Origin of the sequence: Thioclava sp. GXIMD4216 (genome assembly GCF_037949285.1) — a bacterium.
Taxonomy (GTDB): domain Bacteria; phylum Pseudomonadota; class Alphaproteobacteria; order Rhodobacterales; family Rhodobacteraceae; genus Thioclava; species Thioclava litoralis.
In genome coordinates, this window is the sequence record NZ_CP149926.1 from 1,711,051 (window position 1) to 1,736,044 (window position 24,994).

Sequence of the window (24,994 nt, forward strand, 5' to 3'; positions counted from 1 at the left end):
TATGCAAGCTGCCATAGCAGAAAACCGCAATAACAGGACGTTTGCGGTGGGAGGTATATGATATCTGGAAGGGAGGACGGGGAGGGGGGGGTAAACACCCTCGCCAGAGGCCGATGATCAACAGAATCAATTCTGGCTATCACGGGTAAGGCGGGCGGCCTTAAGCCGCGCCGTCTTCTCGATACGTTCTAACGTCTCTTCATCCATGATGCTGCGGAACGCTGCATCGGTCTTGTCCAAAGCGCTCACAGGCTTGCGTGAAGCATCGCCGGAAAGTGGCTTTTGTACCGATGCCGCGTCTGTTGCATCAGAGATTTTCTTGAAGAGATCGTCAGTGCGACTCAAACGAGTTCAAGATTAACAGCAGATTCGCGACCGTCGCGACCGGCTTGCAGTTCAAAGGTCACTTTCTGACCGTCTTTCAGGCCTTGCAGACCCGAGCGCTCTACTGCCGAGATATGCACGAAAACGTCTTTAGCGCCACCTTCGGGCTCGATGAAGCCGAAACCTTTAGTGCTGTTGAACCATTTTACGGTGCCGTTGGCCATATCCGTAGTCTCCAATTTTAAAATGCTGCCCGCGATATGCGGCAACCCGGCGATAGTCGATCCAAGTCGATCAGCCGAGACCGCGAGACCGCGGGGGCAGAATTTCGAAGAGAAAAGCAATAGCCGCCCAAACATGAAGCGCGCGATTGGAATTGGCAAGTAAAATTTTTGATGGCGTGCGAAATTGGCACGGGTTTGACATGTTCGCGCCTGTCCATGTTTTGCCATATGGCAGGGGCGCATTGCGACAGTGTCGGCGGTTCCGGCCTTGCAGGAAGAATTTCCCATGTTTTCAAGAAATGGTCGTGTTTTGCCGAGGCCCTTTACGCGGCTTTGGCCGTTCAAAACCGAAAGAAACGCAACACTCTTGCCGTCTCGCATTATTCGGACTTGTGCGGTATAGACCGCTGACCCATCGCGGCAGCGCCGTTGTGAATGGGGGCCATTTGCTGAAACCCCGTGCTGCAATTTGCTGAAATTCAGCAGATGCAAAACGGATATCAACAAGACCTACTGTAAATAAACGAAAATCTTGCGGGATGATATGACAGAACAAGGCCTGAACAAACCTGATTTTATTCATAAAAACAGTAGCTTTAGGCTCTCTGTGGCACCGATGATGGATTGGACGGACCGGCATTGTCGTTTCTTTCATCGCCAGATCTCCCGTCACACCTTGCTCTATACCGAGATGGTGACGGCTCCGGCGATTGTGCATGGGGACCGGCGCAAGCTTCTGGAGTATAACGCCCCCGAGCACCCCGTTGCTTTGCAACTTGGCGGCTCCGATCCGGCGGAATTGCGTGCGGCAAGCGTGATTGCCAATGACTGGGGGTATGACGAGATCAACCTGAATTGCGGCTGTCCGTCTGATCGGGTGCAATCGGGGGCGTTCGGGGCGGTGTTGATGAAAACGCCCGAGCTGGTGGCGGAATGCGTGTCAGAGATGGGCGCGGTCAGCACGGCGGAGGTTACCGTGAAATGCCGGATCGGGGTGGATGATCAGGACCCGCAGGAGGTGCTGCCGCGCTTTCTGGAAACCGTTTCGGCGGCAGGGGTGAACCGCTTTACCATCCATGCGCGCAAGGCTTGGTTGCAGGGGCTTTCGCCTAAAGACAATCGCGAGATCCCACCGCTGGATTACGAACTCGTGGATCGGATGAAGCTGGAGTTCCCGCATCTGAACCTGTCGCTGAATGGCGGGCTGGCGGATCTGGCTGCTGCCGAGGCCGCTTTATCGCGTGGGTTGGACGGGGCGATGATCGGGCGGGCGGCCTATCATGAACCGATGGCGATCCTTGGAGAGGCCGATCTGCGGATCTGGCAAGAGGGGAGCCTGCGCGATCCCTTTGAAATTGCCGAAAATATGATCGCCTATATCGAGTCACATCTTGCTCAGGGCGGGCGCTTGCACCAGATTACCCGTCACATGCTCGGCCTGTTCCATGCCCGTCCGGGGGCGCGGCGATACCGGCAGATCCTGTCCGAAGGGGCGACGCGCTCCGGGGCTGGGGTTTCGCTATTCCGTCAGGCGGTTGCCGCCGTATCCGAGGCGATGGCGGCGCAGGCAGAGCAAGATCCATGAGCCCTTGCGGGCTCTCCACATTTTCGGGGATGTCCGTATGACGACTGACGCTGCCACTTTAGGGCCGCTTATTCTTATCCTGATTGCAACCGGTGCCGTTGCGGGTGTTCTGGCAGGGCTTTTGGGCGTTGGGGGCGGCATCGTGCTTGTGCCCGCGTTCCTCTACCTGTTCTCGGCTCTGGGCTATGCGTCCGATGATCTGATGCAGATCTGCGTGGCAACCTCGCTTGCCACGATCATCGTAACCTCCTGCCGCTCGCTGCTGGCGCATAACAAGCGCGGCGCGGTCGACTGGTCGATCCTGCGGTCATGGGCGGTGTTCATTGCCATTGGCGCGCTGGCTGGGGTTTTGGTGGTCCACCATCTCAGCACCACGATATTGCAGGCATTTTTTGCGGTGATGGTGTTTGTGATTGCAATGTATATGCTGTTTGGAAAACCCACTTGGCGGCTGGCCGAAACGATGCCCGGCCTTGCGCGGCGGGCGATCTATGCGCCGCTGACGGGGTTGGTGTCCGTGCTTCTGGGGATCGGGGGAGGGTCCATCGGAACGCCGCTGATGACCCTGCATGGCGTTCCGATCCATCGCGCGGTCGCGACGGCCTCGGGCTTCGGAGTGATTATCGCGGTGCCTTCCGCTATCGGATTCTTGCTGACTTCGGTCAGCAATCCCCCGCCTTACACTATCGGGGCGGTGAATATTCCGGCCTTCCTGATCGTGATCGCCACCACCACGCTGACCGCCCCCATAGGCGCTACGCTGGCGCATAAGCTGGATCCGAAAGTGCTCAAACGCGTTTTTGCGCTCTTTCTGGCACTGGTCGCGCTGAATATGGCGCGGAAGGTCTTCTTTTAAGGCTCGGACCGATAAGGCAGGGATTATTTGATCCCTGCTGCTTTTGCCGCGTTCCAAAGCGCATCCATTTCCTCCAAATCGCTTTGATCTGGCGTTTTGCCCCGTTTGCGCAGGGCGTCTTCGATATAGGCGAACCGGCGGGTAAACTTGCTATTGGCCGCCCGTAGGCAGGCTTCGGGGTCAAGATCCAGATGCCGCCCCAGATTCACCATGACAAATAGCAGATCGCCATATTCTTCGGCAATCTCGTCTGCGCCCAGCATGGCGCGCGCCTCGACCAGCTCTTCGGATTCCTCCGAGATCTTGGCCAGAACATCCCCGATATCGGTCCAGTCGAACCCGACCCGCGCAGCACGCTTCTGCAGCTTGAGGGCGCGGGTGAGCGCGGGCAGGGCCAGAGCCACATCGTCCAGCACGCCCGTCGGCGTCTCGCGTTTTCCCTTGGTCGCGCGCTCTGCGGCCTTGATCTTTTCCCAGTCCGCGCTCTGCTGTTGCGCCGTTTTGTCACGATTTTCCGTGCCGAAGACATGGGGATGGCGATGCACCATCTTGTTGTTGATCGCGCGCAGCACATCCGTCACGTCGAACAGGCCGCGATCCTTGGCGATCTGCGCATGGAACACCACCTGCAACGCGAGATCGCCCAGTTCGGCAGGCAGCTCGTCCCATGCCGCGCGCTCGATCGCATCGGCCACCTCATGCGCCTCTTCCAGAGTATAGGGCGCAATGGTGCCGAAATCCTGTTCGATATCCCACGGGCAGCCCGTATCCGGGTTGCGCAGATTGGACATGATCGCCAGCAGGCGCTGGAACTGGTGGCCGGCCTCGGGCTGGTCGTCGAAGATGATCGGATCATCGGGAGATGTCATGTCTGAACCCTTCCTGCAGTCTGTGCGCCCATATGGGGGGCTTTATCAAACCGCGCCGCCCCAAAGTCCAGAGCTGGTGGCGGAGAAAAGTGATCAAAAGGGGAACAAATTCACCTTGCGTTAAGCGTGCTGCACTAACGTCAACCGTGAAGACCGCGCCAGCCAGGCGGGGCTGCAAGCAGGAGCTTGTGGAATATGTACGGCAAAAATTGCCGTCTCTTCGCTTGGCGCAGTTGTCCGGATGTCCTCGAACGGGGCGTGCTCGGGCCGTGGTGTTTCGGGCTGCCGTATTTCGGGGCTCTATGGCGAAAGCCGGAAACGATTGCGCACCAAGAAGGGATGACGGGTGATGTTTGCAGAAGTGAAGACCGAGACCGGATCGGGCAGTATCCCCGCAGGACGGCTACCGATGACAGAGCTCGTGGCCCGCCACAGCTATCTTCGCGATCTTAGCGACAAGATGATCGGGGAACAGGATGCGCTGGCGCGCACCGTATCAGCAGGGCAGGGTCGTTTTGCGCCCGATGCGATGCCTGCAGAACTGTCGGCGCTTGCCGATAAGCTTCTTGCCGAGATTGACGAACTGGAACAGGAGATCCGCATTCTCGGATACCAGATGGAACTGATCGAGGATGTGATCTTCGAGACGCCTCCGCGCGATCCGGCAGAGGCTCTGGCCAAACTGCGCTTTCTCTCGGGGCAGATGCAGGATGGCTATGAATTCTCTCCCGACTATTTCGCGAATGTCATGGAAGAATGTTCCGAGCTTCTGGATCATGGCGCGGTTCAGGGCTGCGAGAGTCTGATGGCGTTCCATCATTAGCGCCATCATTAGTGGCCCCCTCGGCCGCAGGGCCGGGGTCGTGTCTGACGAAAGGCGCTTTCGGGCGCCTTTCATCTGCCTGCGGTGTATCGGCCCGTTATCCGCCCTGTCATGCGCTTGGCTGCCACGATGCAGGGGGTGATTCTGCTCCGATGGGGAATCACCGGCAAATCACGATTGTTGCCAAGATCGAACCACTGTCCAAATCTGCCCTGATCGCCTGTGAAATAGGGCAAAGCCTGCCTGATTGGTAAATAAAGGGTAAAGATTCACGGCGCCCCGACGCGCCAGATTTTCTGCCTTATTTTCGCCTTCAAGCCTAACCTTACAAGTTTATGAAAAATAACAAAAAATCTTCCATGCCTTCGTGTTAACCAAATTTAACCATCTTCCCGCCTTCGTTAAGGAATTGGTAACCAAGTGGGAAACAATGCCTTGGTTCCTCCCTCATTTGGTCAAGCCTACTCGCAATTATGTGTTCATCGGCAGCAGACAGGGCTGACTGCCCAAGGCGAACAGAAGGACGAACACAATGCAGAACGCAGTTGAATTCCAAACCATCGGTGCTCCCAAAGCAGAGCGTGCAGATAGCAAGACCTTGATCGAACTGATCCGTCGTTATGACTATATCGAAGGGCTGTGCGATCGCGTCCTGACCGAACAGCAGGCCAAGATGTCGCGCTATCACCAGATGATCAGCGAAGAGCGTATCAAGCAGGCTCTGCGTGGCACCACCGACATTCCGGAACGTCCTCCCGTCCATACCCGCGAGACCGCCGAGATCGAAGAACTCGAGACCGAGGTCCGCATCTACCGCTACCAGCTCAACACGCTCGAGAGCGTAATTTACGAAACCGAGCCGTCGAACCTGAAAGAAGCTCTTGCCAAGCTGCGCTTCATCGCCCGCCTTGTGGTGGATGGTGTCGAATTCGAAAGCGATTTCTTTGCCTTCATGATCGAGGAATGCACCGATATCGCCGAGATGAGCGCGCAGGATATGGTCGGCGCAGAACGCGCCAAGCTGCAAACGCTGATCGACGCCCAGACCCTGTGATCCCTCCTGCGGGTGGTCAACTCCCCTGTGGCCACCTTCCTGCCACGTGATCTTCCGCAGCCTTGCGGGCGATCGCACGTCTTTCGCCAATGATCCTGTCCGGGTCACCCCGACCGGGGAGCAGCTCCCCCGGTCTCACCCCTCCCGGACAGGATCACGGCCGATGCCCCAGAACGGGGGCAGATCCCCAGAATTTCCTGACATTTTCGTGTGACCGTCGGATGCGTCGTGTATTCCGGCGTTCTGTTCGTTACTAGGGCGGCAGAAACTTGCCATCGTCCCAAGGCCCATATAGGGTGCGCGCCGAATTCAAGGCGTTTTTGCGCTCTCTGGCCCTCAGGAAAGGACCCAAAGTCAATGTTCGTGACCCCCGCATATGCTCAGGCAGCCGGTGCAGCAGCACCCGGTGGTATGGCTGCTCTCGGCCAGTTCTTGCCGCTGATCCTGATCTTCATCATCATGTATTTCCTGCTGATCCGTCCGCAGCAGAAAAAGGCGAAACAGCATCGCCAGATGGTGGAAGCCCTGCGTCGCGGTGACGAGGTTGTCACCCAAGGCGGCATTCTGGGGAAAGTGACCAATGTGCGCGAAGATGGCATGGTCGAAGTGGAAATCGCTCAGGGCGTCAAAGTGCGCGTGGTGAAATCGACCATCGGTCAGGTGGTTTCGAAAACCGAACCTGCTGCTGAATCCAAATAAGAACGAAAGCGTCGGCCATGCTGCATATCCCGCTTTGGAAGCGTATTCTCATTATCGCCCTCTGTGTTATCGGGCTGGCAATGGCCGCGCCAAATATCTTTTACGCCAAGGTCGAGGGGCATAATGATGCCGCCTCGACTTTCGCCAAAACCAAGACCCTGACGACCGAACAGCAAGCTGCGCTGGACGCCTGGCCCGCTTGGCTGCCCAACGGGCTGGTCAATCTCGGGCTCGACCTGCGGGGCGGTGCCCATCTTCTGGCCGAAGTCCAGCTTTCGGATGTCTATGCGGCGCGGATGAAATCGCTCTGGCCGGAAATGCGCAGCGCGCTGGCCAAAGAGCGTTCCACCATCGGTGCGATCCGCCGCGTCTCTTCGCCCGAGGACGAACTGCGGATCCAGATCGGCAATGCCGACCAGATCCAGAAGGCGGTCGAAATTGCCAAAACGCTCGCCTCGCCGATTGTGACGCTGACTGGCGTCGGTCAGGATGATCTGCAGATCACGGGGCAGGGCGATACCATCACCATCAAGCTGTCGGATGCGGAAAAACAGGCCACTGACGACCGTACCATGCAGCAATCGCTTGAAATCGTGCGCCGCCGGATCGATGCCGCAGGCACCCGCGAGCCGACGATTGCCCGTCAGGGCTCGGACCGGATCCTGATCGAGGTTCCCGGCATCGGCTCGGCTCAGGAGCTGAAGGATCTGATCGGCACGACCGCGCAGCTGAACTTCATGCAAGTGAATGGCAGCACGCAGGACGAGAACGCCAATCCCGGCGCGGGCAACGTGCTGGTCCCTGATGCCAACCGCAAGGGCCTTTACTACATTCTGGGGGATGTGCCGGTTGTGTCGGGGGATGCCCTGACCGATGCGAAAGCCGCCACCGACCAGAACGGCTATCCGGCAGTCAGCTTCCGTTTCAATACGACCGGCGCACGCCAGTTCGGGGATTTCACCGCCTCGCATATCGGCGAACCTTTCGCCATCGTGCTGGATAACGAGGTGATCTCGGCCCCCACCATCCAGAGCCATATCGCGGGCGGTTCGGGCATTATCACCGGCAATTTCTCCATTCAGGAATCCACCGATCTGGCCCTTCTGCTGCGTTCGGGCGCGCTTCCGGCCAAGCTGGACTTCCTTGAAGAACGCACGATCGGGCCGGAGCTGGGCGCGGATTCCATCCGTGCCGGAGCGATTGCCGCCGTGGTCGGGCTGTTCCTCGTGATTGCCTATATGATTGCCAGCTACGGGCTGTTCGGGACGTTCGCGGCGATTGCGCTGCTGATCAATATCGGCCTGCTCTTCGGGATCATGTCGATGATTGGCGGCACGCTGACATTGCCGGGGATTGCGGGGATCGTGCTGACGATGGGCACCGCCGTGGATGCCAATGTGCTGATCTACGAGCGTATCCGCGAGGAACTCAAGCGTGTCAAAGGCCCTGCGCGGGCGATCGAGATCGGCTATGAAAAGGCGATGTCGGCCATTATCGACGCCAATGTCACCACCTTCCTGACAGCCCTTATCCTGTTTGTGCTGGGGGCAGGGCCGGTGCGCGGCTTTGCCGTGACCCTGATCATCGGGATTGTGACTTCGGTGTTTACCGCAATCTGGGTGACCCGCCTGATGGTGGTGACCTGGTACGACCGCCGTCGTCCGAAAACGCTAGACCTCTGAAGGAGCGAAACACATGGCATTCCGTCTCAAGCTCGTTCCGGACGAGACCAAATTCGATTTTTTCCGTCACCAGTTCCTGACCTTCGGGTTTTCGGTGGTTCTGGTCATTGCCTCGATTGTCGCCACCGCGGTGATGGGGCTGAATTTCGGCATCGACTTCCGCGGCGGGACCACCATCCGCGCGGAAAGTAGCCAGTCGATCGATGTGGGGGCCTGGCGCTCGGCGCTCCAGCCGCTTGATCTGGGCGATGTGGTGATTACCGAGGTGTTCGACCCCTCCTTCGGCCCCGACCAGAATGTGGCCGAGGTGCGCATTCAGGCGCAAAATGACGAAGGGTCGATCACGCCGCAGACCGTCGATGCAATCAATGCCGCGCTGAAAGAGGTAACGCCGGATGTCAAATTCACGGCTACGGAATCCGTCGGTCCGAAGGTTTCGGGCGAGCTGATCAAAACGGCGATCCTGTCGGTTCTGGCGGCAACCGCCGCGATCCTCGTCTATATCTGGCTGCGCTTCGAATGGCAGTTTGCCGTGGGCGCTGTGGCCGCGCTGGTGCATGATCTTGTGATCACCGTCGGCATTTTCGCCGTGGCGCAGATCAAGTTCGATCTGACGATCATCGCAGCGCTGCTGACCATTCTGGGCTATTCGATCAACGACACCGTGGTGGTGTTTGACCGGTTGCGTGAAAATCTGGTCAAATACAAAACCATGCCGCTGCGCGAGGTAATGAATATCTCGGTCAACGAGACCCTGTCGCGGACGGTGATGACCTCTGGCACCACGCTGATTGCGCTGATCTCGCTTCTGGTGCTTGGGGGCGACGTGATCCGTGGTTTCGTGTTCGCGATGACCTTCGGTGTGGTGGTCGGGACCTATTCCTCGGTCTTTGTTGCGAAAAACATCGTTCTGATGATCGGTCTCAACCGTTCTGAAAAGAAAGACCCCGCCGAGAAGTTCTTTGACAAGAACACCGGTAGCGAAGCCAAATAACGACCCAAGGGGACCGCGATGCAGATGACCGAAGCCAGTTTTTCCGGACAGACGCCCATTGACGGCTATGGGCCGGGGTTTTTCCGGATTGCTGGTGCGGTGCGTCGCGGTGCGCAACTGGTATATGGGGCAGGGGCTGTCGATTGGGGCGGCTTCGAGGATCTCGCCGCGATCCGTGCGCTGGTCGGGCGCATTGATGTGCTGTTTGTCGGCATGGGGGCAGATATCGCCTTTCCGCCTGCCGATTTCATCGCGGCGGTCGAGGAAATGGGCCTGATGCCCGAACCGATGTCCAGCCCCTCTGCCGCGCGCAGCTACAATGTCCTGCTGACCGAAGGCCGCCGTGTGGCCGTGGCGCTGCTGCCGATGCCGGGCGACCTGCCGCCCGAGCTGGCGCGTGACTGAGGGCGGCCCGATGCCCCTTCTGACGATCACCGATCTCAGTGTCGCGCGTGCGGGGCTTCCGATCCTCTCCGCGCTTTCCTTCTGCGTGGATCATGGCGAGGCACTTGTGCTGCGCGGGCCGAATGGCATTGGCAAGACCACCCTTTTGCGCACCATTGCCGGCCTGCAACCAGCCTTGGCCGGAGAGATGTCCCTGGCCGCCGAATCTATGGCCTATGCCGGCCATTCGGACGGGTTGAAGGCCACGCTGAGCGTTGTCGAAAATCTCAGATTCTGGGCCGATATCTATGCGACAAAGGATATCGCGCCTGCCCTTGCGCAGATGAATCTCGACGCTTTGGCGGATCGCGCGGCGCATAGTCTTTCGGCCGGACAGAAACGGCGCTTGGGGTTGGCGCGTCTGCTGGTGACGGGGCGACCGATCTGGGTTCTGGACGAACCGACCGTGTCGCTGGATCAGGCGTCGGTGCAGCTGTTTGCCGAGGCCATCCGCAGCCACCTTGCGCAAGGCGGGGCGGCCCTGATGGCGACCCATATCGACCTCGGTCTCCCCGAGGCACGCGTGCTGGACCTTGGCCCGTATCGCGCCGATCCGCTGGCCCCCACAGGCGGGTCCGCCGGTGCTTTCGACGAGGCCTTCCTATGAGAGCCCTCTTGCTGCGCGATCTCAAACTGGCGGTCAGGGCTGGTGGTGGCTTCGGTCTCGGGCTGGCCTTCTTTCTGATCGTGGTAACACTTGTGCCCTTCGGTGTTGGCCCGCAGGCAGAGATTCTGGCCCGTATCGCGCCGGGAATCCTGCTGGTGGGGGCGCTGCTGGCCTGCCTGCTGTCGCTGGACCGGATCTTTGCGCTCGATTACGAAGACGGATCGCTCGACCTTCTGGCAACGGCCCCCGTTCCGATGGAGGCGGTGGTCTCGATGAAGGCGCTGGCGCATTGGCTGGTGACGGGCCTGCCGCTGACGCTCGCCTCGCCGCTTTTCGGCCTGCTGCTGCATCTGGACCCCAAGGGCTATATCTGGCTGGTAAGCGCGCTTTTGCTGGCAACGCCCGCGCTTTCGGTGCTGGGGACATTCGGCGCGGCCCTTACGGTGGGCATCAAACGTGGCGGGTTGCTGCTTTCGTTGCTGGTGCTGCCGCTCTATGTGCCCACGCTGATTTTTGCCGCCGAGCTGGTGCGCCGCGGGGCGGAGGGTGCAAATGTCGAGGCGCCCGCTCTGGTGCTGGCAGGGATCACCCTTGCCTGTGCCGCTTTGGTCCCATTTGCATCCGCAGCCGCAATCCGGATAAATCTGAGATAGATCAGAGACTCTCACGCCCGTGGCGGGCATGGGTCATCTGCGACGTTCGTTGAAAGGTGCCGCCACTGATGTCCATTTGGGAATACGCCAATCCGGTCAAGTTCATGCGAACGACCGATAAGCTGCTGCCATTCGTGGTGGTCCTGACTGTCCTTACCCTCGTGCCGGGGCTGGTCTGGGGGTTCTTCTTCACGCCTGCCGCCGATAATTTCGGCTCCAGCGTCAAGGTCATCTATGTGCATGTGCCCGCAGCGATGATGGCGATCAATATCTGGATCATGATGCTGGTCACCTCGCTGATCTGGATTATCCGCCGCCACCATGTCTCCGCGCTTGCGGCCAAGGCCGCTGCCCCCGTTGGTATGGTTATGACGGTCATCGCCCTGATCACCGGTGCGGTCTGGGGCGAGCCTATGTGGGGGACGTGGTGGGCATGGGATCCGCGTCTGACCTCGTTCCTGATCCTGTTCCTTTTCTATCTCGGCTATATGGCGCTTTGGGCCGCTATCGATAATCCCGATACCGCCGCCGATCTGACGGGCGTGCTGTGTCTTGTGGGGTCCGTGTTTGCGCTGCTGTCGCGCTATGCGGTGAATTTCTGGAATCAGGGGCTGCATCAGGGGGCGACGCTGTCGATGGACCGCGAACAGCATATCGCCAATGTCTACTGGTTCCCGCTTCTGCTGTGTCTGGTGGGGTTCGGCCTTTTTTTCGTGACGCTGGTTCTGCTGCGGACCCGCACCGAGATCCGGCGTCGTCGTTTGCATGCGCTTGAACAACGGGAGCGGATGGCATGATGATCGATCTGGGGAAATACGAATATACGGTGCTGATCAGCTGGGGGGCCTGTCTGTTTCTGCTGCTGGTGCTTGTGGCTGTCACGCTTTGGCAGGGGCGCCGCGTGAAGGCGGCACTGGCGCGGCAGGAGGCCCGTATGCACGACATCCGTCGGCAAAACACGCCGATGCAGGACAGCCGTGAGGAGAGCCACAATGGTTAAGCCTCTGATGCTGGCGCCGCCGCTGGTTTTCGCGGGATTGGCGATCCTGTTCGTCTGGGGGATGTGGCGGCAGGATCCAAGCCAGTTGCCCACAGCCTTTGCCGGAAAGGACGCGCCCGCCGTGGCCCTGTCCCCGCTGGGCAGCCTGCCGGAGTTCAACAATAGCGATCTCCGCGACGGTCAGGTGAAGCTAGTGAATTTCTGGGCGTCATGGTGCGCGCCCTGTCGGGTCGAGCATCCAAATCTTGAGGCGCTCTCTGGGCAAGGGGTGGAAATTCTTGGTGTAAACTATAAAGATACCCCTGATAAGGCGCTGAAATTCCTCAATAGTCTTGGGAATCCCTTTGCGCGGGCCGGTCAGGATCCGCAAGGTCAGATGGCGTTAAACTGGGGCGTCTACGGGGTGCCGGAAACTTTCGTCGTGGATGGGCAGGGCAAGGTTTTGATGCGGTATGCAGGGCCTCTGACCGAGGATGTGATTGCTCAGAAAATCCGGCCTCTGCTGCCGAAAGCGTCGCAATAGAGCCTGTCGATCACCGGATGCCACGCGATGGACGGCTGGCCTGATCATCGATCATGCCGCCGGAGGACGAAGGCCCTCTTGCGGGCCTTGGCATGATGTTTACGCCCGCCAGTTTGAGAGCCTGCGACACTGGGGAGCCCTGTCCGACATGTGGTTCATGGCCGGTTGTGCTCCGTTCTCTCAGACGCGCCCATGATGACGTGTTTTTTTTATTTCAAACCGCTTTGAAAATCATCCAAAGCGGTTTGGTTGTTCAATAAATCCTCTGCCGGCTCTGTGGCGTGCTCTTGGCCCAATCCGGCCATAGTCCCAGCCAATCCAGCCCCAGAACAAGGAGGACGCAGCCCGCAACGACCAGCATGATCCGCACCTGTCGTTTTGAGGGCGGATGACGTACCCATTTCGCCATCCGCAGGAGCCAGATCAGGTTCACTTTTTGTCATCCAGAAATTTGACTGTGCCGATATAAGGCAGGTTGCGATGACTTTGTGCAAAATCAAGCCCGTAGCCGATGACAAACTCGTCGGGAATCGAAAAGCCGCACCAGTCGGCTTTAACGTCGACTTCCCGTCGCGAAGGTTTATCAAGCATGGCGCAGCAGGCGATTTTGCGCGGACCACGCGCCCGAAGCATCTCCATGATCTTCGAGATCGTGTGGCCGGTGTCGACAATATCCTCGACCACAAGCACATCCCGCCCGCCAATATTTCCGCGCAAGTCCTTGAGAATGCGGACTTCCCGTGAAGATGTCGTTTCATTGCCATAGCTTGATGCCTCAAGGAAATCGACCTCGCAGGGCAGATGGATCTCGCGGATCAGATCGGCGATGAACACGAATGACCCGCGCAGCAGGCCGATGACCACCAGCTTGTCGGTTCCAGCGAAATGTTCGGTGATTTCGGCGGCCAATGTCTCGACACGCGCGGCGATTTGCTTGGCAGAAATGAACGTTTCGATTTCATAGGGACGGTCGGTCATCGGCTTTGGCTCCTTGGGAGAGCCGCTTTGCGTGATCGGCTCTTGAATCTCGTTCCGTTTATCGCAAGTAAAGGGGCGGCGAAACAAGGGTAATGGGAAGAAGGCCGGGTATGCCAAAACAGTCTGACAGTCGCGTGCTACCGTATAGCGCACGCCAAATGTATGATCTGGTGGCAGATGTGCAGAATTATCCGAAATTCCTGCCGTGGAATTCTGCGGCGCGTATCCGTTCGACCGAGCTTCAGGCCGATGGCTCTACGGTCATGCTCGCGGATCTGGTGATTTCGTTTAAAGTTTTCCGCGAACGCTTTGGATCGCGTGTGACGCTTTGGCCCGACCGCTACCATATCGATACCGAATATCTTGACGGGCCATTCAAATATCTCAAAAGCACATGGGATTTCGAAGACCTTCCCGAGGGCGGCTGCAAGGTTCAGTTCTTTGTGGATTTTGAATTTAAAAACATGATCTTGCAAGGCGTTATTGGCACGGTTTTCAACGAGGCCATGCGCCGTATCGTGAAGGCGTTCGAGGATCGCGCCCACGCGCTTTACGGCAATGCCTGAGGCGGCCGGAATGCCCGAGGGCCGTCGCTAGATGCTGTCAAAAAAAGCCGCCCCAAGAGGCGGCTTTTTAAATGGCTCAGGACGTATGGTCATAGGCGCGCTCGCCATGCGAGCTGAGATCGAGGCCGTTATTCTCGTCTTCTTTTGAGACCCGCATCGGGAAGACCCGTGCGACGAGTTTCGCGATCAGCCAGCTGACGCCAAGTGTGTAAAGCCCGACCACCACCAGCGCGCCCAGCTGTGCCAGCCACGCACCGTGGCCGAGGGCCGCAATCATGATGGTGCCGAAAATGCCACCGATTCCGTGCACGGCAAAGACATCCAACGAGTCGTCGATGCGGATTTTGTCGCGCAGAAGGATCACGGCTTCCTGACACAGGATCCCCGCGATGACGCCGATGGCCAAGGCTTCGAGCGGGCCGACAAAGCCTGCCGCTGGGGTGATCGAGGCCAGTCCTGCAATGGTGCCGGTGACAAGGCCGATCAGGCTGGATTTGCCGAATTTGATGCGCTCCCACAAGGCCCAAGACAGCGAGGCCGCCGAGGCCGAGATATGCGTGACGGTGATTGCCATTGCCGCCCCGCCATCGGCGGCCAGTTGCGATCCGCCGTTGAAGCCGAACCAGCCGACCCAGAGCATTCCCGCTCCGATGGCCACCAGCACGGGGCTATGCGGCGGCGTGTGGCGTTTGGCGCGCGGCCCGACCATGACTGCCAGAAGCAGCGCGGCAAGAGCTGCGGTCTCATGCACCACGATTCCGCCGGCGAAATCTTTGGTGCCGGTCGCGCCGAAAATCCCGCCATCGGCCATCATGCCGCCACCCCAGATCCAGTGGGTGACGGGCGCATAGACCGCCAGCATCCACAGGGCACAGAAGGCCAGTACGAAGGAGAAATTGATCCGCTCGACGAAGGCCCCGATAATGAGGGCGGGCGTGATGATGGCGAAGGTCATCTGGAACGCGAAGAAGGCGATTTCGGGAATCGTGCCCCAAAGCGTTTCGGGTGTAAGCCCGATCAGCGCGATTTTCCCGAAGCCGCCCCAGAAGCCGTTCGCATGACCAAAGGCGAGCGAGTAGCCGAAGACAAGCCACAAAACGCTCATCAGGGCGGCGACGGCAAAACATTGCATGAAGACCGACAGGACGTTGCGCGCCCGCACCAGCCCGCCATAGAACAGGGCCAGCCCCGGCAAGGTCATGAATAGAACAAGGGCCGTGGCAACCATAACCCATGCGGTATCTGCTCCGCTCATCCGACGTCCTCCGTAAAAAGATAGCGCGCAGGCGGCATATCTCTTCTTGGGGGCCTTGAAAGAGGCAAATCGGACCTTGATCGGGTTAATATCTGCGCATTTTATGAAACGCTGCAAAAATGGCGTATATTTTGGGGTGTATGATTAAATACTGGCCGTTATGAGAATTTTTCCGGCGCTTATTTTAGCGCCGACAGGATTAAATCCAGAGCATGTTCGCGGGTATGCAGGCGCACCAGTTCGCGCCCGATGGCGCCGAATTCGCAGGTGCTCGTGACGGGGGCCGCCCAGTCACAGGCCAGTCCGAAACAGACGCGCCCTTCGGGTTTATGCTCCGATCCGCCGGGGCCTGCGATGCCGGTGACCGAAACGGCAAGCATGGCACGGCTGTTGCGCAGGGCGCCGGTGGCCATTGCGCGGGCGACCTCTTCCGAGACCGCGCCGTAGCGGGCGATCGTCTCGGCAGGCACGCCCAGCATTTCGGTTTTGGCGGCGTTGGAATAGGTGACGAAACCACGTTCGAAGACGGCGGAGGACCCCGCCAGATCGGTGAGGGCGGCTGCAATCAGCCCCGCCGTGCAGCTTTCCGCGGTGGCAATCATGATCGCGCGGGCTTTGGCTTCGGCAATGACACGGGGGGCGAGGTCGGACATGACGGGGCTCCGGATCAGGACATCAGGATCAGCGGGATATGGTAGAGTGCGGCCAGCACGATGGTGCCGATGCCCGCGAAGATCCCCGCGAAGAGGTCGTCCAGCATCACGCCTTGCGGGGTGTGCAGGCGGTCGGCCCAGCCGACAATCGAGGGTTTCCAGATGTCGAACAGACGGAACAGCAGGAAGGCCGCAACGGGGCCGGGCCAGACCATCGACATATCGCGCATGTAAAAGCCCACAGCAGGAAACAGCATGGCGAGCCAGAGCCCCGCGACCTCGTCGATCACGATCTCGGAGGGGTCATCGCCGGGGCGGTCTTTCAGTTCGGCAGGCACCGTGATGAAGCCCACAACGGTTGCAACGACGAAGGCCAGAACCAGCGGCCAGAAGCCCAGCCAGTGCTCGATCGACCATCCCACGGCCAGCGCCGCCAGCGACCCCCAGGTGCCGGAGGCCGGTTTCAGCTTGCCCGACCAGAAGAAGGTATTGATGAAATTCAGCATGGGCGTCTCCTCAAGGCGCAGATAGGGCGGTCGGGTCAGTCGGCAATCAGGGTGACGGTGGCGATGGCGGCGATGCCTTCTTCGCGGCCCGTAAAGCCCAGCTTCTCCGAAGTGGTGGCCTTGACCGAGACACGGCTTGCCTCGCAGCCCATGATGCGGGCCAGTTCGGCCATCATCGCGGGCGCGTGGGGGCCGATCTTGGGGCGCTCGCAGATGAGTGTGACATCGGCATTGCCGATCCGGTAGCCCATCTCGCCCGCGAGCTTGGCGGCATGATCAAGGAAAATCCAGCTGGCCGCGCCTTTCCATTGCGGGTCCGATGGCGGGAAATGGCGGCCGATATCGCCCTGCGCCAATGCGCCATAGATCGCGTCGGTCAGCGCATGCATGCCGACATCGGCATCCGAATGGCCTAAAAGCGCTTTGGAGTGCGGAATCTCCACTCCGCATAGAATGACGTGATCGCCCTCGGTGAACGCATGCACGTCATATCCGTTGCCCAGTCTTACATCCATTCTGGCGTCCTTTCTTGCCCGCAGGATCGCCTCGGCGCGGGCGAAATCTGCGGGATAGGTGATCTTGAGATTGTCTTCATGCCCAAGAGTGATCGCAACGTCCATCCCTGCGCTACGCGCAATTTCGACATCATCGGGGGCAGGGCCCTGATGGGACCGATGGGCTGCCAGAATGGCATCGTAGTGGAAACCCTGCGGGGTTTGCGCGCGATAGAGGCCGCTACGGTCGCGGGTGCCCGCCACGCGGGCCCTGTCTCCCAGCCACAGCGCATCCGAAACGGGCAGGGCCGGTGCGGCGGCGGGCAGGGTCTCGAGCGCGTCCAGCACGCCTGTCAGAACGGTTTCGGGCAGGAAGGGGCGCGCGCCGTCATGGATCAGCACCTTGTCGATATTCTGGTGCTCCAAGGCTTCCAAGGCGTTTCGAACCGAGGCATCACGGCTTTCGCCCCCCGCAATGAGCGTGACGGTGCCGCCGGTCAGTTCCAGTCCGCGCGCCATATCATCGGGATGCAGCACCAGAAGCAGCCGTGCATCCCTGCCCGCGTTGCGCAGAGCCGTCTGGCAACTGTCGATCGTATGGGCCAGCACCGGTTTTCCGGCCAGCATCTGCCATTGTTTGGGCTGCGTCCCTCCGGCGCGGGTGCCACGCCCTGCGGCAACGATGATCAATGCAATCGACATCCGAACCTCTTGCCTGTCGAAATCTGTGCCAAGGACTTAGGCGAAGCGCAAGTTCTGTGCAATCAGAACAGGCTTTTATTGAAATGCGACCAATTTCCGCGTTATGATGCCTAAATAATGTGCGGATGCATATTTTTCCTGCCTTTCTGCCCATAGAATCGCCCGAGGGGATTTGTGAATCGCGGTTCAAGGCGGTAGCAGAAAACCAGAGTTACTTCGGGAAGTTCCGTGTCCATCCAGCTTGATAATGTCTTGATCGATCCGCCGGTGCTGTTGGCACCGATGGCCGGTATTACCGACAGGCCGTTCCGCAGCCTTGTCGGCGGGTTCGGCGCGGGGCTTGTGGTGTCCGAAATGGTGGCCTCCGGCGAGATGCTGACGGCAAAGCCTTCCGTGCGGGCGAAGGCCCGTACCGATATGTCGTTGGACATGCCGTCTTCGGTGCAGCTTGCGGGGCGCGAGGCGCAGCCGATGGGCGAGGCGGCCAAACTGGTGGCGGGGATGGGCGCACGTGTCATCGACATCAATATGGGCTGCCCCGCGAAGAAAGTCACAGGCGGGGCCTCCGGCTCGGCGCTGATGCGCAATCCCGACCATGCGCTGACCTTGATCGAGGCTGTGGTGGCGGCGGTCGAGGTGCCGGTGACGCTCAAGATGCGCCTTGGCTGGTGTGACGAAAGCCGGAATGCCGCCGAGATCGCGCGTCGGGCCGAAAATGCGGGCGTGCAGATGATTGTCGTGCACGGGCGCACGCGGATGCAGTTCTATAAGGGCGAGGCCGATTGGGCTGCCATTCGCGAGGTGGTCGAGGCGGTGCGCATTCCGGTAGTGGCCAATGGCGACATCACCGATGCTGCAAGCGCGCGCGAGGCCCTGCGCCAGAGCGGCGCGGCGGGGGTGATGGTCGGGCGCGGCATTCAGGGCCGCCCGTGGCTTCTGGCCCAGATTGCCCATGAGATCTACGGCACGCCCGCGCCGGAGATCCCGCAAGGGGTGGATCTGGCCGAGCTGATCCTTGGACATTACGAAGAGATTTTGCGCTTTTACGGCGCAGAGCTGGGGCTTCGGCTCGCGCGCAAGCATCTTGGCTGGTATGCCGAGGCGGCGGGTGCGCCCCTGCGTGACGAGATGGTTCGTGCCCAGACGCCAGAGGCCACGCGCGCTCTGATCCGGGCCGCATTCGGTGAAAGGATGGCCGCGTGACCCTGCCTGCTCCTGGTGTAATCTGGAACTCCCTGCCTATTCCGGCCCTGTTGATTGACCGCTATGATTGCGTAAGCGAGGTCAATCCCGCAGCCGAGCAGTTCCTCAATCTGTCGGCCCGTGCAATGCAGGGCAAATCCGTCTCCGAGCGGCTGGCCATCAATGCCCCGCTCGAAGAGATCTTTGCACGGACCCGCTCCGGCCAGACCACGGTTTTCGTGAATGATGTCGAGGTGACCACGGGCGAGAAGGCGCCGGTGCAATGCAATCTGCAAACTGCCACGCTGGGCTCCGATCCCGACCAGATCCTGTTTCTCATCACCCCGCGCGAGCTGTCGGACCGCCTTGGCCGCGCCAATATGGCAAAGACCGCGGCGCGTTCGGCGATTGGCATGGCCGAAATGCTGGCCCACGAGATCAAGAACCCGCTGGCGGGGATTGCAGGGGCGGCGCAGCTTTTGTCGATGGGGCTGACGGGCGAGGATCTGGAACTGACGGATCTGATCGTTGACGAGACGCGGCGGGTGGTCAAGCTGCTTGAGCAGGTCGAGCAGTTCGGCAATGTCCGTCCGCCGGAGAAGAAGCCTGTCAACATCCATGACGTGCTGGACCGTGCGCGCAAATCGGCAGAGGTCGGCTTTGGCGGGCATATGGTCATCCGCGATGATTACGACCCGTCGCTGCCGCTGACGCTGGGCGATGCCGATCAGCTGACGCAGGTCTTCCTGAACCTTCTGAAGAACGCAAGCCAAGCCGCTAAAACAGAAGGCACAATCACGATTCACACCTTCTACGAACACAAGCTGCGTATCCGCACGGCGGATGGGCGCGGGAAGGCGCTGCCGCTGCAGATCGAGATCATCGATGACGGCCCCGGCATCCCTGCAGATATCGCGGCGAATGTGTTCGAACCCTTCGTCTCCGGACGCGAGAACGGCACGGGGCTTGGTCTCGCGCTCGTCTCCAAGATCATTTCCGACCATGATGGATGGATCAATCTCGATTCCGTTCCCGGTCGGACCGTATTCCGTATTTCCCTGCCAGTCGCCCGAGAAGAGGAGTAACGCCCATGGACGGTACAGTCCTTGTTGCTGATGACGATCGCACCATCCGAACCGTTTTGACCCAAGCTTTGACGCGGGCAGGGTGCCGCGTGCATGCGACCGCCTCCCTGACCACGCTGATGCGCTGGGTCGAGGAGGGCAAAGGCGATCTGGTGATCTCGGATGTGATGATGCCCGACGGAAACGGGTTGCAGCAGCTTCCGAAAATTGCCGAACTGCGCCCCGGCCTGCCGGTCATCGTGATTTCGGCGCAGAACACCATCATGACGGCGGTGCAGGCTGCCGAGGCCGATGCCTATGACTATCTGCCCAAGCCGTTCGATCTGCCCGATCTGATGAAGCGCGCGCAGAAGGCGCTCGAGCAGAAACGCAAGCATCAGGTCTCGCCGCCGAAGCCCGTCGAGATCGAGCCGCGCGAGCAGAAAAGCGACCTGCCGCTGGTCGGGCGCACCCAGTCGATGCAGGCGCTCTATCGCCTTGTCGCGCGGGTGATGAATGCCGATCTGCCGGTGCTGATCTTGGGGGAATCCGGTACAGGAAAGTCGCTTATCGCACGGGCAATCCACGATTTTTCTGATCGTCGGACATTGCCCTTCGTGGTCGCGCAGGCCTCGGATCTGCAAGGCAGCGAAGGGGCGGCCTCGCTGATCACGCGGGCCAAGGGCGGCAGTCTCGTGTTTGACGAGGTGGGCGATTATGACGACGAGACGCAGGCGAAAATCGTGCGCCTGCTGGATGCGCTGCCGGACCCCGCGCCGCGGATCATGGCAACAACGCAGGTCGATCTGGCGGCGCTGATGGAGGCGGACAAGTTCCGTCAAGACCTCTATTACCGCCTCGGGGGGGTGACCTTGGCGGTTCCGCCGCTGCGTGAAAGGGTGGAGGATATCCCGCTGCTGGCCGAACATTTCCTTGGCCGCTCGGAGAATGAGGGCTTGGGGCTGCGGCATTTCTCGGCGGATGCGATGTCCTTGGTGCGGGCTTACGCCTGGCCGGGCAATGTGCGCCAGTTGGAAAACACCATCCGGCGGCTGGTTGTAACCTCTTCGGAGGAAGAGATCTCGCGGCTTGAGGTTGAGGCCGTTCTGGGCAATCAACCGGCTGTCGAACCGCTTCGACCAGGCGGGGAAGGCGAAAAACTCTCGGCGTCGATTGCCCGTCACCTGCGCCGGTATTTCGATCTTCACGGGGGCAACCTGCCAGCTCCGGGGCTCTATGACCGGATCCTGAAAGAGATGGAAGCGCCGTTGATTGAAATCGCTTTGGATGCCACCGGTGGCAATCAGGCCCGCTGCGCCGACCTTCTGGGCATCAACCGAAATACCTTGCGGAAGAAAATCACCGATCTCGATATTCAGGTGACACGCCGCCGGAAACTGACCTGAAATCCTACCGCCCGGAGGTTTCTCCGGGCGGTTTTTCATTGCAAAGCCATATTTAAATTTTCGTTTCTGTGACTTATTTAGCGTGACACTCCTGCCGCGCTGATGTAATCTGGCAACAGAAGCAAGAGATGCGCCCAAAAGAAGGACATCCGGCTTTTTCCGGTATTCGGGGGCGGCAGTGAAATCGGTCAATCGACATCGAGGGGCGTGGTGGGATCGGCTCGTGCGTTTGCGTAGGCAGCGTCGGGTCCAGAACATGATGACCCTAAGTCTTGTTATCCTCGGGCCGATTCTGGCGATTGCCACATTCGTGGTTCTGGGGCCGCTGGCACAGGGGAGCGATAGCGGTTCCCTGCGTCTTATTCTGCTTGCCGATTTCATTTATTTCATGGGCTTGGCAGGGCTTATTACCACGCGACTTGCACAGATGCTTGCCGCGCGACGAAAGCGCTCTGTCGGGTCCCGACTGACATTGCGCCTGACGGGGATCTTTGCCTTTGTCGCGCTTGTCCCGACAGTTCTGGTAGCGCTATTTGCCGGTTTGACGGTCAATATCGGCATGGAAGGCTGGTTTTCGGATCGGGTCCGGCAGGTGGTTGGCACGTCTTTGCAAGCTGCCGAAGCCTATCAGGATGAACATCGTCGTGACCTTCTGGAAGATGCCAATGCGCTTGCAGGGTTTCTGAATCTGCGCCGACAGGCCGCGACCTTCATGTCGAACGGGGAGCTGCGCGAACTGCTGGTGGCGGGGCAAAGCGGCATTCAACGCGGTTTGAAAGAAGCCTATGTCATTGACGGAACCGGCGAGATTGTCGCGCGTGGCGATCGCAGCTATCTGTTCGATTTCGAGAAGCCAGCGCCAGAGAAAATTGTTCAGGCGCAATCGGGTAAAACTGTCCTGATCGAGGATTGGGATGACAACGAATTTCGCGCGCTCAAGCAGTTAGACGCCTTTGCTGACAGATACCTTTACGTGTCACGCAAAGTGGATGGCTCGATTTTGTCGCTGTTGGACGACACGCGCACCACGGTGACGCTGTATCAGCAACTGGAAGCCACGCGCGGACGGGTTCTGTTTGAATTCGGGCTTGTTTATATGGGCTTCGCGCTCATTCTCATTCTCGCCGCTGTCTGGCTTGGGTTGTGGTTTGCCGAGAGGCTCTCGTTGCCGATCGGGCGTATGGCGGTGGCCGCTGAAAAGGTCGGTGCGGGGGATCTGGATGCGCGGGTGCTCGAGGCTGAGGGCGATGACGAGATTGCCATGCTCGGGCGGAGCTTCAACCGGATGACCGGCCAGCTTAAGGACCAGCGAGTGGCTCTGATGGCCAGCCATTCGATCACCGAAGAACAGCGCCGCCTGTTTGACTCGGTTCTGGGGTCGGTGACATCGGGTGTGATCGGACTGGATGCCGAAGGGCGCATCGATTTCATCAACCGCTCTGCTGCCAAGCTCCTCGATCTGGATAATATCAAGGATCACCAACGGATGATCGCTGATGCCGTTCCGGAATTTCTGGATATTTTCAGTCGTTTGCACGGTGCTGTTCAGGACGTGCTTCAAGAAGAGGTTCGGGTTTCGCGCTATGGCAAGCTGGAAAGCCTTCTTGTGCGTGTGGCGCTGCGTCTGCGCGAGGACGGGTTGCGCGAAGGCTATGTGATCGCCTTCGAGGATGTGACAGAGCTTGTGTCTGCACAACGGATGGCGGCTTGGGGGGATGTGGCCCGCCGTATCGCGCATGAAATCAAGAACCCGCTGACCCCGATCCAGCTTTCTGCTGAAAGGATCAAGCGCAAATTCCGCAAACATGTGGGCGATGAGGAGCCGGCCCTTGAGCAGCTGACGGGCGTTATCATTCGCCAGACCAATGACTTGCGGCGTATTGTTGACGAGTTCTCTAAATTCGCGCGTATGCCCGAGCCGGACCGGCGCGAGGTGGATCTGGTGCAGTTGCTGCGGGATGCCATTACCATTCAGGAAGGTGCGCTGCATGGCGCCGTCTTGAATGCCGATCTGCCGGAGGGCCCGCTTCTGGTCGAGCTTGATCAGACCATGATCGGGCAGGCGGTAACAAACCTTATCAAGAATGCCGGTGAAGCGGTTGAATCGCTTTATGAAAAAGGTGCTGAAGAGGGGTATGCGCCGGAAGTGCGCGTTGTGATGCAGGTGCAGCCCGAATTCGTGACGCTGCGCATTATGGATAACGGGATAGGTCTGCCCGAAGACCGGTCGCGTCTGTTTGAGCCCTATGTGACGACCCGCTCTAAAGGAACAGGTCTAGGGCTTTCTATTGTAAAGAAAATCATTGAAGAGCATGGCGGCACTTTGATGCTTCGGGATGCGCCGCCATTTCACCCCGGTGCCCATTGCGGTGCCCTTGCCGAAATCCGCCTGCCTCGTGCCCATGCGGCAGTGCGCGCCATCAAGGATAGTGAGCTGACATGAGCGATATTCTGATTGTCGACGATGAGAAGGATATTCGGGAACTGATTTCCGAGATCCTGCAAGACGAAGGTTATTCGACCCGCATGGCGTCGAATTCCGATGAATGTATGGATGCGGTCAATGCAGAGCCACCGGCGCTGATGATCCTTGATATCTGGCTCAAGGATAGCCGGATGGACGGGATCGACATCCTGAAGACGACAAAGCGTGACAATCCCGATATTCCGATCATCATCATTTCGGGGCATGGCAATGTCGAAATCGCGGTGGCCGCGATCAAGCAGGGTGCCTATGACTTCATCGAAAAACCGTTTAATATCGACCAGTTACTTGTGGTTATTTCACGTGCTATGGAAACATCGCGTTTGCGGCGCGAAAATTCTACGCTGAAGCGCCGTGATATGCAGACGGGCGAGATGCTGGGCGAGAGTGCGGCGTTTAAAAAGCTCCGCGATCAGCTTGATAAGGTTACGAAATCCAACGGTCGTGTCATGCTGACCGGCGAGCCAGGTTCGGGCAAGGAGACTGCTGCGCGGTATATCCACCAGCTTTCGACCCGCGCCACTGCGCCTTTTATCACCGTCAATTCCGCCTCGATCGAACCCGACCGTATGGAAGAGGTCCTGTTCGGGCGCGAAACGCCGGAGCGCGGCATCGAGAAAGGCCTTCTGGAACAGGCACATGGCGGCGTTGTTTACTTTGACGAAGTCGCCGAGATGCCGCTGGGCACGCAATCTAAGATCCTGCGTGTCCTGACGGAACAGCAATTCCTGCGTGTGGGCGGTGCGGATAAGGTGCGGGTGGATCTGCGCGTCATCAGCTCGACCACGCGCGACCTGACCGCCGAGATCGCGGCGGGCCGGTTCCGGCAGGAATTGTATGACCGGTTGAATGTGGTGCCGATTGCCGTGCCGGGCCTTGCGGAGCGGCGCGAGGATCTGGCGCTGCTGGCCGAGTATTTCCTTGCGCAGTTCAACGAGACCCAGGGTCTGCCGCTCCGCAAGCTGTCCGCCGACGCCTTGGCGATGATGCAGACGATGGAATGGCCGGGCAATATCCGCCAGTTGCGCAATGTGATCGAACGTCTTCTGATCCTCGGGGATGGCACGGGCGAGATCGAGGCGCGCGAGCTTGAGGGGGACCAGCCGGCAGAATCCGAATCCAGCCGCATTGTGCTGTCGGGGCAGTTGGCGACTTTGCCGCTGCGCGAGGCGCGCGAATTGTTCGAGCGGGAATATCTGCTGACCCAGATCAACCGTTTTGGCGGCAATATCTCCCGCACAGCGAATTTCGTCGGCATGGAGCGTTCGGCCCTGCATCGCAAACTGAAGTCTCTTGGTGTTGTGACCGGGGCGAAAACGGGCGGTCGTATGGCGCGGATTGAAGAGGATGCGGATTAAGGCACGGG

27 protein-coding genes are annotated in these 24,994 nt (G+C 59.5%); 19 read left to right on the plus strand and 8 right to left on the minus strand.

Annotated features, from left to right (window positions below; genetic code table 11):
- Positions 1-126: 126 nt before the first annotated feature.
- Together WDB88_RS08545 and WDB88_RS08550 are read right to left on the minus strand one after the other, a co-directional pair.
- A complete protein-coding gene (locus WDB88_RS08545; protein WP_339107249.1) occupies positions 127-345 on the minus strand; it encodes a hypothetical protein in 219 nt (72 codons plus the stop codon).
- Positions 342-548, minus strand: a complete 207-nt coding sequence (locus tag WDB88_RS08550) for a cold-shock protein (RefSeq protein WP_339109504.1) — start codon at positions 546-548, stop codon at positions 342-344. The genes WDB88_RS08545 and WDB88_RS08550 overlap by 4 nt, the downstream gene beginning before the upstream one ends.
- A 544-nt stretch (positions 549-1,092) precedes the next feature.
- Here WDB88_RS08550 and dusA point away from each other — a divergent pair.
- Together dusA and WDB88_RS08560 are read left to right on the plus strand one after the other, a co-directional pair.
- The gene (gene dusA / locus WDB88_RS08555) at positions 1,093-2,133 is read left to right on the plus strand and encodes a tRNA dihydrouridine(20/20a) synthase DusA (RefSeq protein ID WP_339107250.1); all 1,041 of its coding nucleotides are present in this window, start codon (positions 1,093-1,095) and stop codon (positions 2,131-2,133) included.
- A gap of 37 nt (positions 2,134-2,170) precedes the next feature.
- Positions 2,171-2,989 (plus strand): sulfite exporter TauE/SafE family protein, encoded by an 819-nt coding sequence (locus WDB88_RS08560; RefSeq protein WP_339107251.1) that lies wholly within the window; start codon positions 2,171-2,173, stop codon positions 2,987-2,989.
- Positions 2,990-3,012: 23 nt separating this feature from the next.
- Here the strand turns inward: WDB88_RS08560 and mazG are convergent, their stop codons facing one another.
- Positions 3,013-3,858, minus strand: coding sequence for a nucleoside triphosphate pyrophosphohydrolase (mazG, locus tag WDB88_RS08565; RefSeq protein ID WP_339107252.1), 846 nt, complete (start codon positions 3,856-3,858; stop codon positions 3,013-3,015).
- A gap of 349 nt (positions 3,859-4,207) precedes the next feature.
- Here mazG and WDB88_RS08570 point away from each other — a divergent pair, with 349 nt between their 5' ends.
- The 11 genes from WDB88_RS08570 (at position 4,208) to WDB88_RS08620 (ending at position 12,337) form a co-directional block, all read left to right on the plus strand.
- Positions 4,208-4,681, plus strand: coding sequence for a hypothetical protein (locus WDB88_RS08570; protein ID WP_339107253.1), 474 nt, complete (start codon positions 4,208-4,210; stop codon positions 4,679-4,681).
- A 532-nt stretch (positions 4,682-5,213) separates the two neighbouring features.
- Positions 5,214-5,735 (plus strand): hypothetical protein, encoded by a 522-nt coding sequence (locus tag WDB88_RS08575; protein WP_339107254.1) that lies wholly within the window; start codon positions 5,214-5,216, stop codon positions 5,733-5,735.
- A gap of 357 nt (positions 5,736-6,092) precedes the next feature.
- A complete protein-coding gene (gene yajC / locus WDB88_RS08580) occupies positions 6,093-6,434 on the plus strand; it encodes a preprotein translocase subunit YajC (RefSeq protein ID WP_339107255.1) in 342 nt (113 codons plus the stop codon).
- A gap of 17 nt (positions 6,435-6,451) precedes the next feature.
- A complete protein-coding gene (gene secD / locus WDB88_RS08585; protein WP_339107256.1) occupies positions 6,452-8,116 on the plus strand; it encodes a protein translocase subunit SecD in 1,665 nt (554 codons plus the stop codon).
- A gap of 13 nt (positions 8,117-8,129) precedes the next feature.
- Complete coding sequence (secF, locus tag WDB88_RS08590; RefSeq protein WP_339107257.1) at positions 8,130-9,110, plus strand: protein translocase subunit SecF; 981 nt, start codon at positions 8,130-8,132, stop codon at positions 9,108-9,110.
- Between the two features lie 18 nt (positions 9,111-9,128).
- Complete coding sequence (locus WDB88_RS08595; protein ID WP_339107258.1) at positions 9,129-9,515, plus strand: Mth938-like domain-containing protein; 387 nt, start codon at positions 9,129-9,131, stop codon at positions 9,513-9,515.
- Between the two features lie 10 nt (positions 9,516-9,525).
- Positions 9,526-10,161, plus strand: coding sequence for a heme ABC exporter ATP-binding protein CcmA (ccmA, locus tag WDB88_RS08600; RefSeq protein WP_339107259.1), 636 nt, complete (start codon positions 9,526-9,528; stop codon positions 10,159-10,161).
- The gene (ccmB, locus tag WDB88_RS08605) at positions 10,158-10,814 is read left to right on the plus strand and encodes a heme exporter protein CcmB (protein ID WP_339107260.1); all 657 of its coding nucleotides are present in this window, start codon (positions 10,158-10,160) and stop codon (positions 10,812-10,814) included. Before ccmA ends, ccmB begins: the two co-directional genes overlap by 4 nt.
- A 68-nt stretch (positions 10,815-10,882) precedes the next feature.
- Complete coding sequence (locus WDB88_RS08610; RefSeq protein WP_339107261.1) at positions 10,883-11,611, plus strand: heme ABC transporter permease; 729 nt, start codon at positions 10,883-10,885, stop codon at positions 11,609-11,611.
- Positions 11,608-11,814 (plus strand): heme exporter protein CcmD, encoded by a 207-nt coding sequence (gene ccmD, locus WDB88_RS08615; RefSeq protein ID WP_339107262.1) that lies wholly within the window; start codon positions 11,608-11,610, stop codon positions 11,812-11,814. Before WDB88_RS08610 ends, ccmD begins: the two co-directional genes overlap by 4 nt.
- Complete coding sequence (locus WDB88_RS08620) at positions 11,807-12,337, plus strand: DsbE family thiol:disulfide interchange protein (protein ID WP_339107263.1); 531 nt, start codon at positions 11,807-11,809, stop codon at positions 12,335-12,337. The genes ccmD and WDB88_RS08620 overlap by 8 nt, the downstream gene beginning before the upstream one ends.
- Before the next feature lie 429 nt (positions 12,338-12,766).
- Here WDB88_RS08620 and hpt read toward each other — a convergent pair whose 3' ends face one another.
- Complete coding sequence (hpt, locus tag WDB88_RS08625; RefSeq protein ID WP_339109505.1) at positions 12,767-13,315, minus strand: hypoxanthine phosphoribosyltransferase; 549 nt, start codon at positions 13,313-13,315, stop codon at positions 12,767-12,769.
- Positions 13,316-13,425: 110 nt separating this feature from the next.
- Between hpt and WDB88_RS08630 the strand changes: the two genes are divergently transcribed.
- Positions 13,426-13,881: a type II toxin-antitoxin system RatA family toxin gene (locus tag WDB88_RS08630; protein WP_339107264.1), complete on the plus strand. Its 456-nt coding sequence runs from the start codon at positions 13,426-13,428 to the stop codon at positions 13,879-13,881.
- Between the two features lie 76 nt (positions 13,882-13,957).
- Here WDB88_RS08630 and WDB88_RS08635 read toward each other — a convergent pair whose 3' ends face one another.
- From WDB88_RS08635 to WDB88_RS08650, 4 genes are all read right to left on the minus strand, one after another.
- Positions 13,958-15,136, minus strand: a complete 1,179-nt coding sequence (locus tag WDB88_RS08635) for an ammonium transporter (RefSeq protein ID WP_339107265.1) — start codon at positions 15,134-15,136, stop codon at positions 13,958-13,960.
- 179 nt (positions 15,137-15,315) lie between these two features.
- On the minus strand, positions 15,316-15,789 hold the full coding sequence (locus WDB88_RS08640; RefSeq protein ID WP_339107266.1) for a CinA family protein: 474 nt from the start codon (positions 15,787-15,789) through the stop codon (positions 15,316-15,318).
- Positions 15,790-15,803: 14 nt separating this feature from the next.
- A complete protein-coding gene (locus tag WDB88_RS08645) occupies positions 15,804-16,295 on the minus strand; it encodes a phosphatidylglycerophosphatase A (RefSeq protein WP_339107267.1) in 492 nt (163 codons plus the stop codon).
- A gap of 35 nt (positions 16,296-16,330) precedes the next feature.
- Entirely contained in the window at positions 16,331-17,491 is a 1,161-nt protein-coding gene (locus tag WDB88_RS08650) for a bifunctional 2-C-methyl-D-erythritol 4-phosphate cytidylyltransferase/2-C-methyl-D-erythritol 2,4-cyclodiphosphate synthase (RefSeq protein WP_339107268.1), read from the minus strand.
- A 228-nt stretch (positions 17,492-17,719) separates the two neighbouring features.
- Here WDB88_RS08650 and dusB point away from each other — a divergent pair, with 228 nt between their 5' ends.
- The 5 genes from dusB (at position 17,720) to WDB88_RS08675 (ending at position 24,986) form a co-directional block, all read left to right on the plus strand.
- Entirely contained in the window at positions 17,720-18,694 is a 975-nt protein-coding gene (gene dusB, locus WDB88_RS08655) for a tRNA dihydrouridine synthase DusB (RefSeq protein ID WP_339107269.1), read from the plus strand.
- On the plus strand, positions 18,691-19,758 hold the full coding sequence (locus WDB88_RS08660) for an ATP-binding protein (RefSeq protein WP_339107270.1): 1,068 nt from the start codon (positions 18,691-18,693) through the stop codon (positions 19,756-19,758). Before dusB ends, WDB88_RS08660 begins: the two co-directional genes overlap by 4 nt.
- Positions 19,759-19,763: 5 nt before the next feature.
- Complete coding sequence (locus WDB88_RS08665; RefSeq protein ID WP_339107271.1) at positions 19,764-21,143, plus strand: response regulator; 1,380 nt, start codon at positions 19,764-19,766, stop codon at positions 21,141-21,143.
- A gap of 256 nt (positions 21,144-21,399) precedes the next feature.
- Positions 21,400-23,586 (plus strand): PAS domain-containing sensor histidine kinase, encoded by a 2,187-nt coding sequence (locus tag WDB88_RS08670; RefSeq protein ID WP_339107272.1) that lies wholly within the window; start codon positions 21,400-21,402, stop codon positions 23,584-23,586.
- Complete coding sequence (locus tag WDB88_RS08675) at positions 23,583-24,986, plus strand: sigma-54 dependent transcriptional regulator (protein WP_339107273.1); 1,404 nt, start codon at positions 23,583-23,585, stop codon at positions 24,984-24,986. Before WDB88_RS08670 ends, WDB88_RS08675 begins: the two co-directional genes overlap by 4 nt.
- The last annotated feature ends 8 nt before the right edge of the window (positions 24,987-24,994 follow it).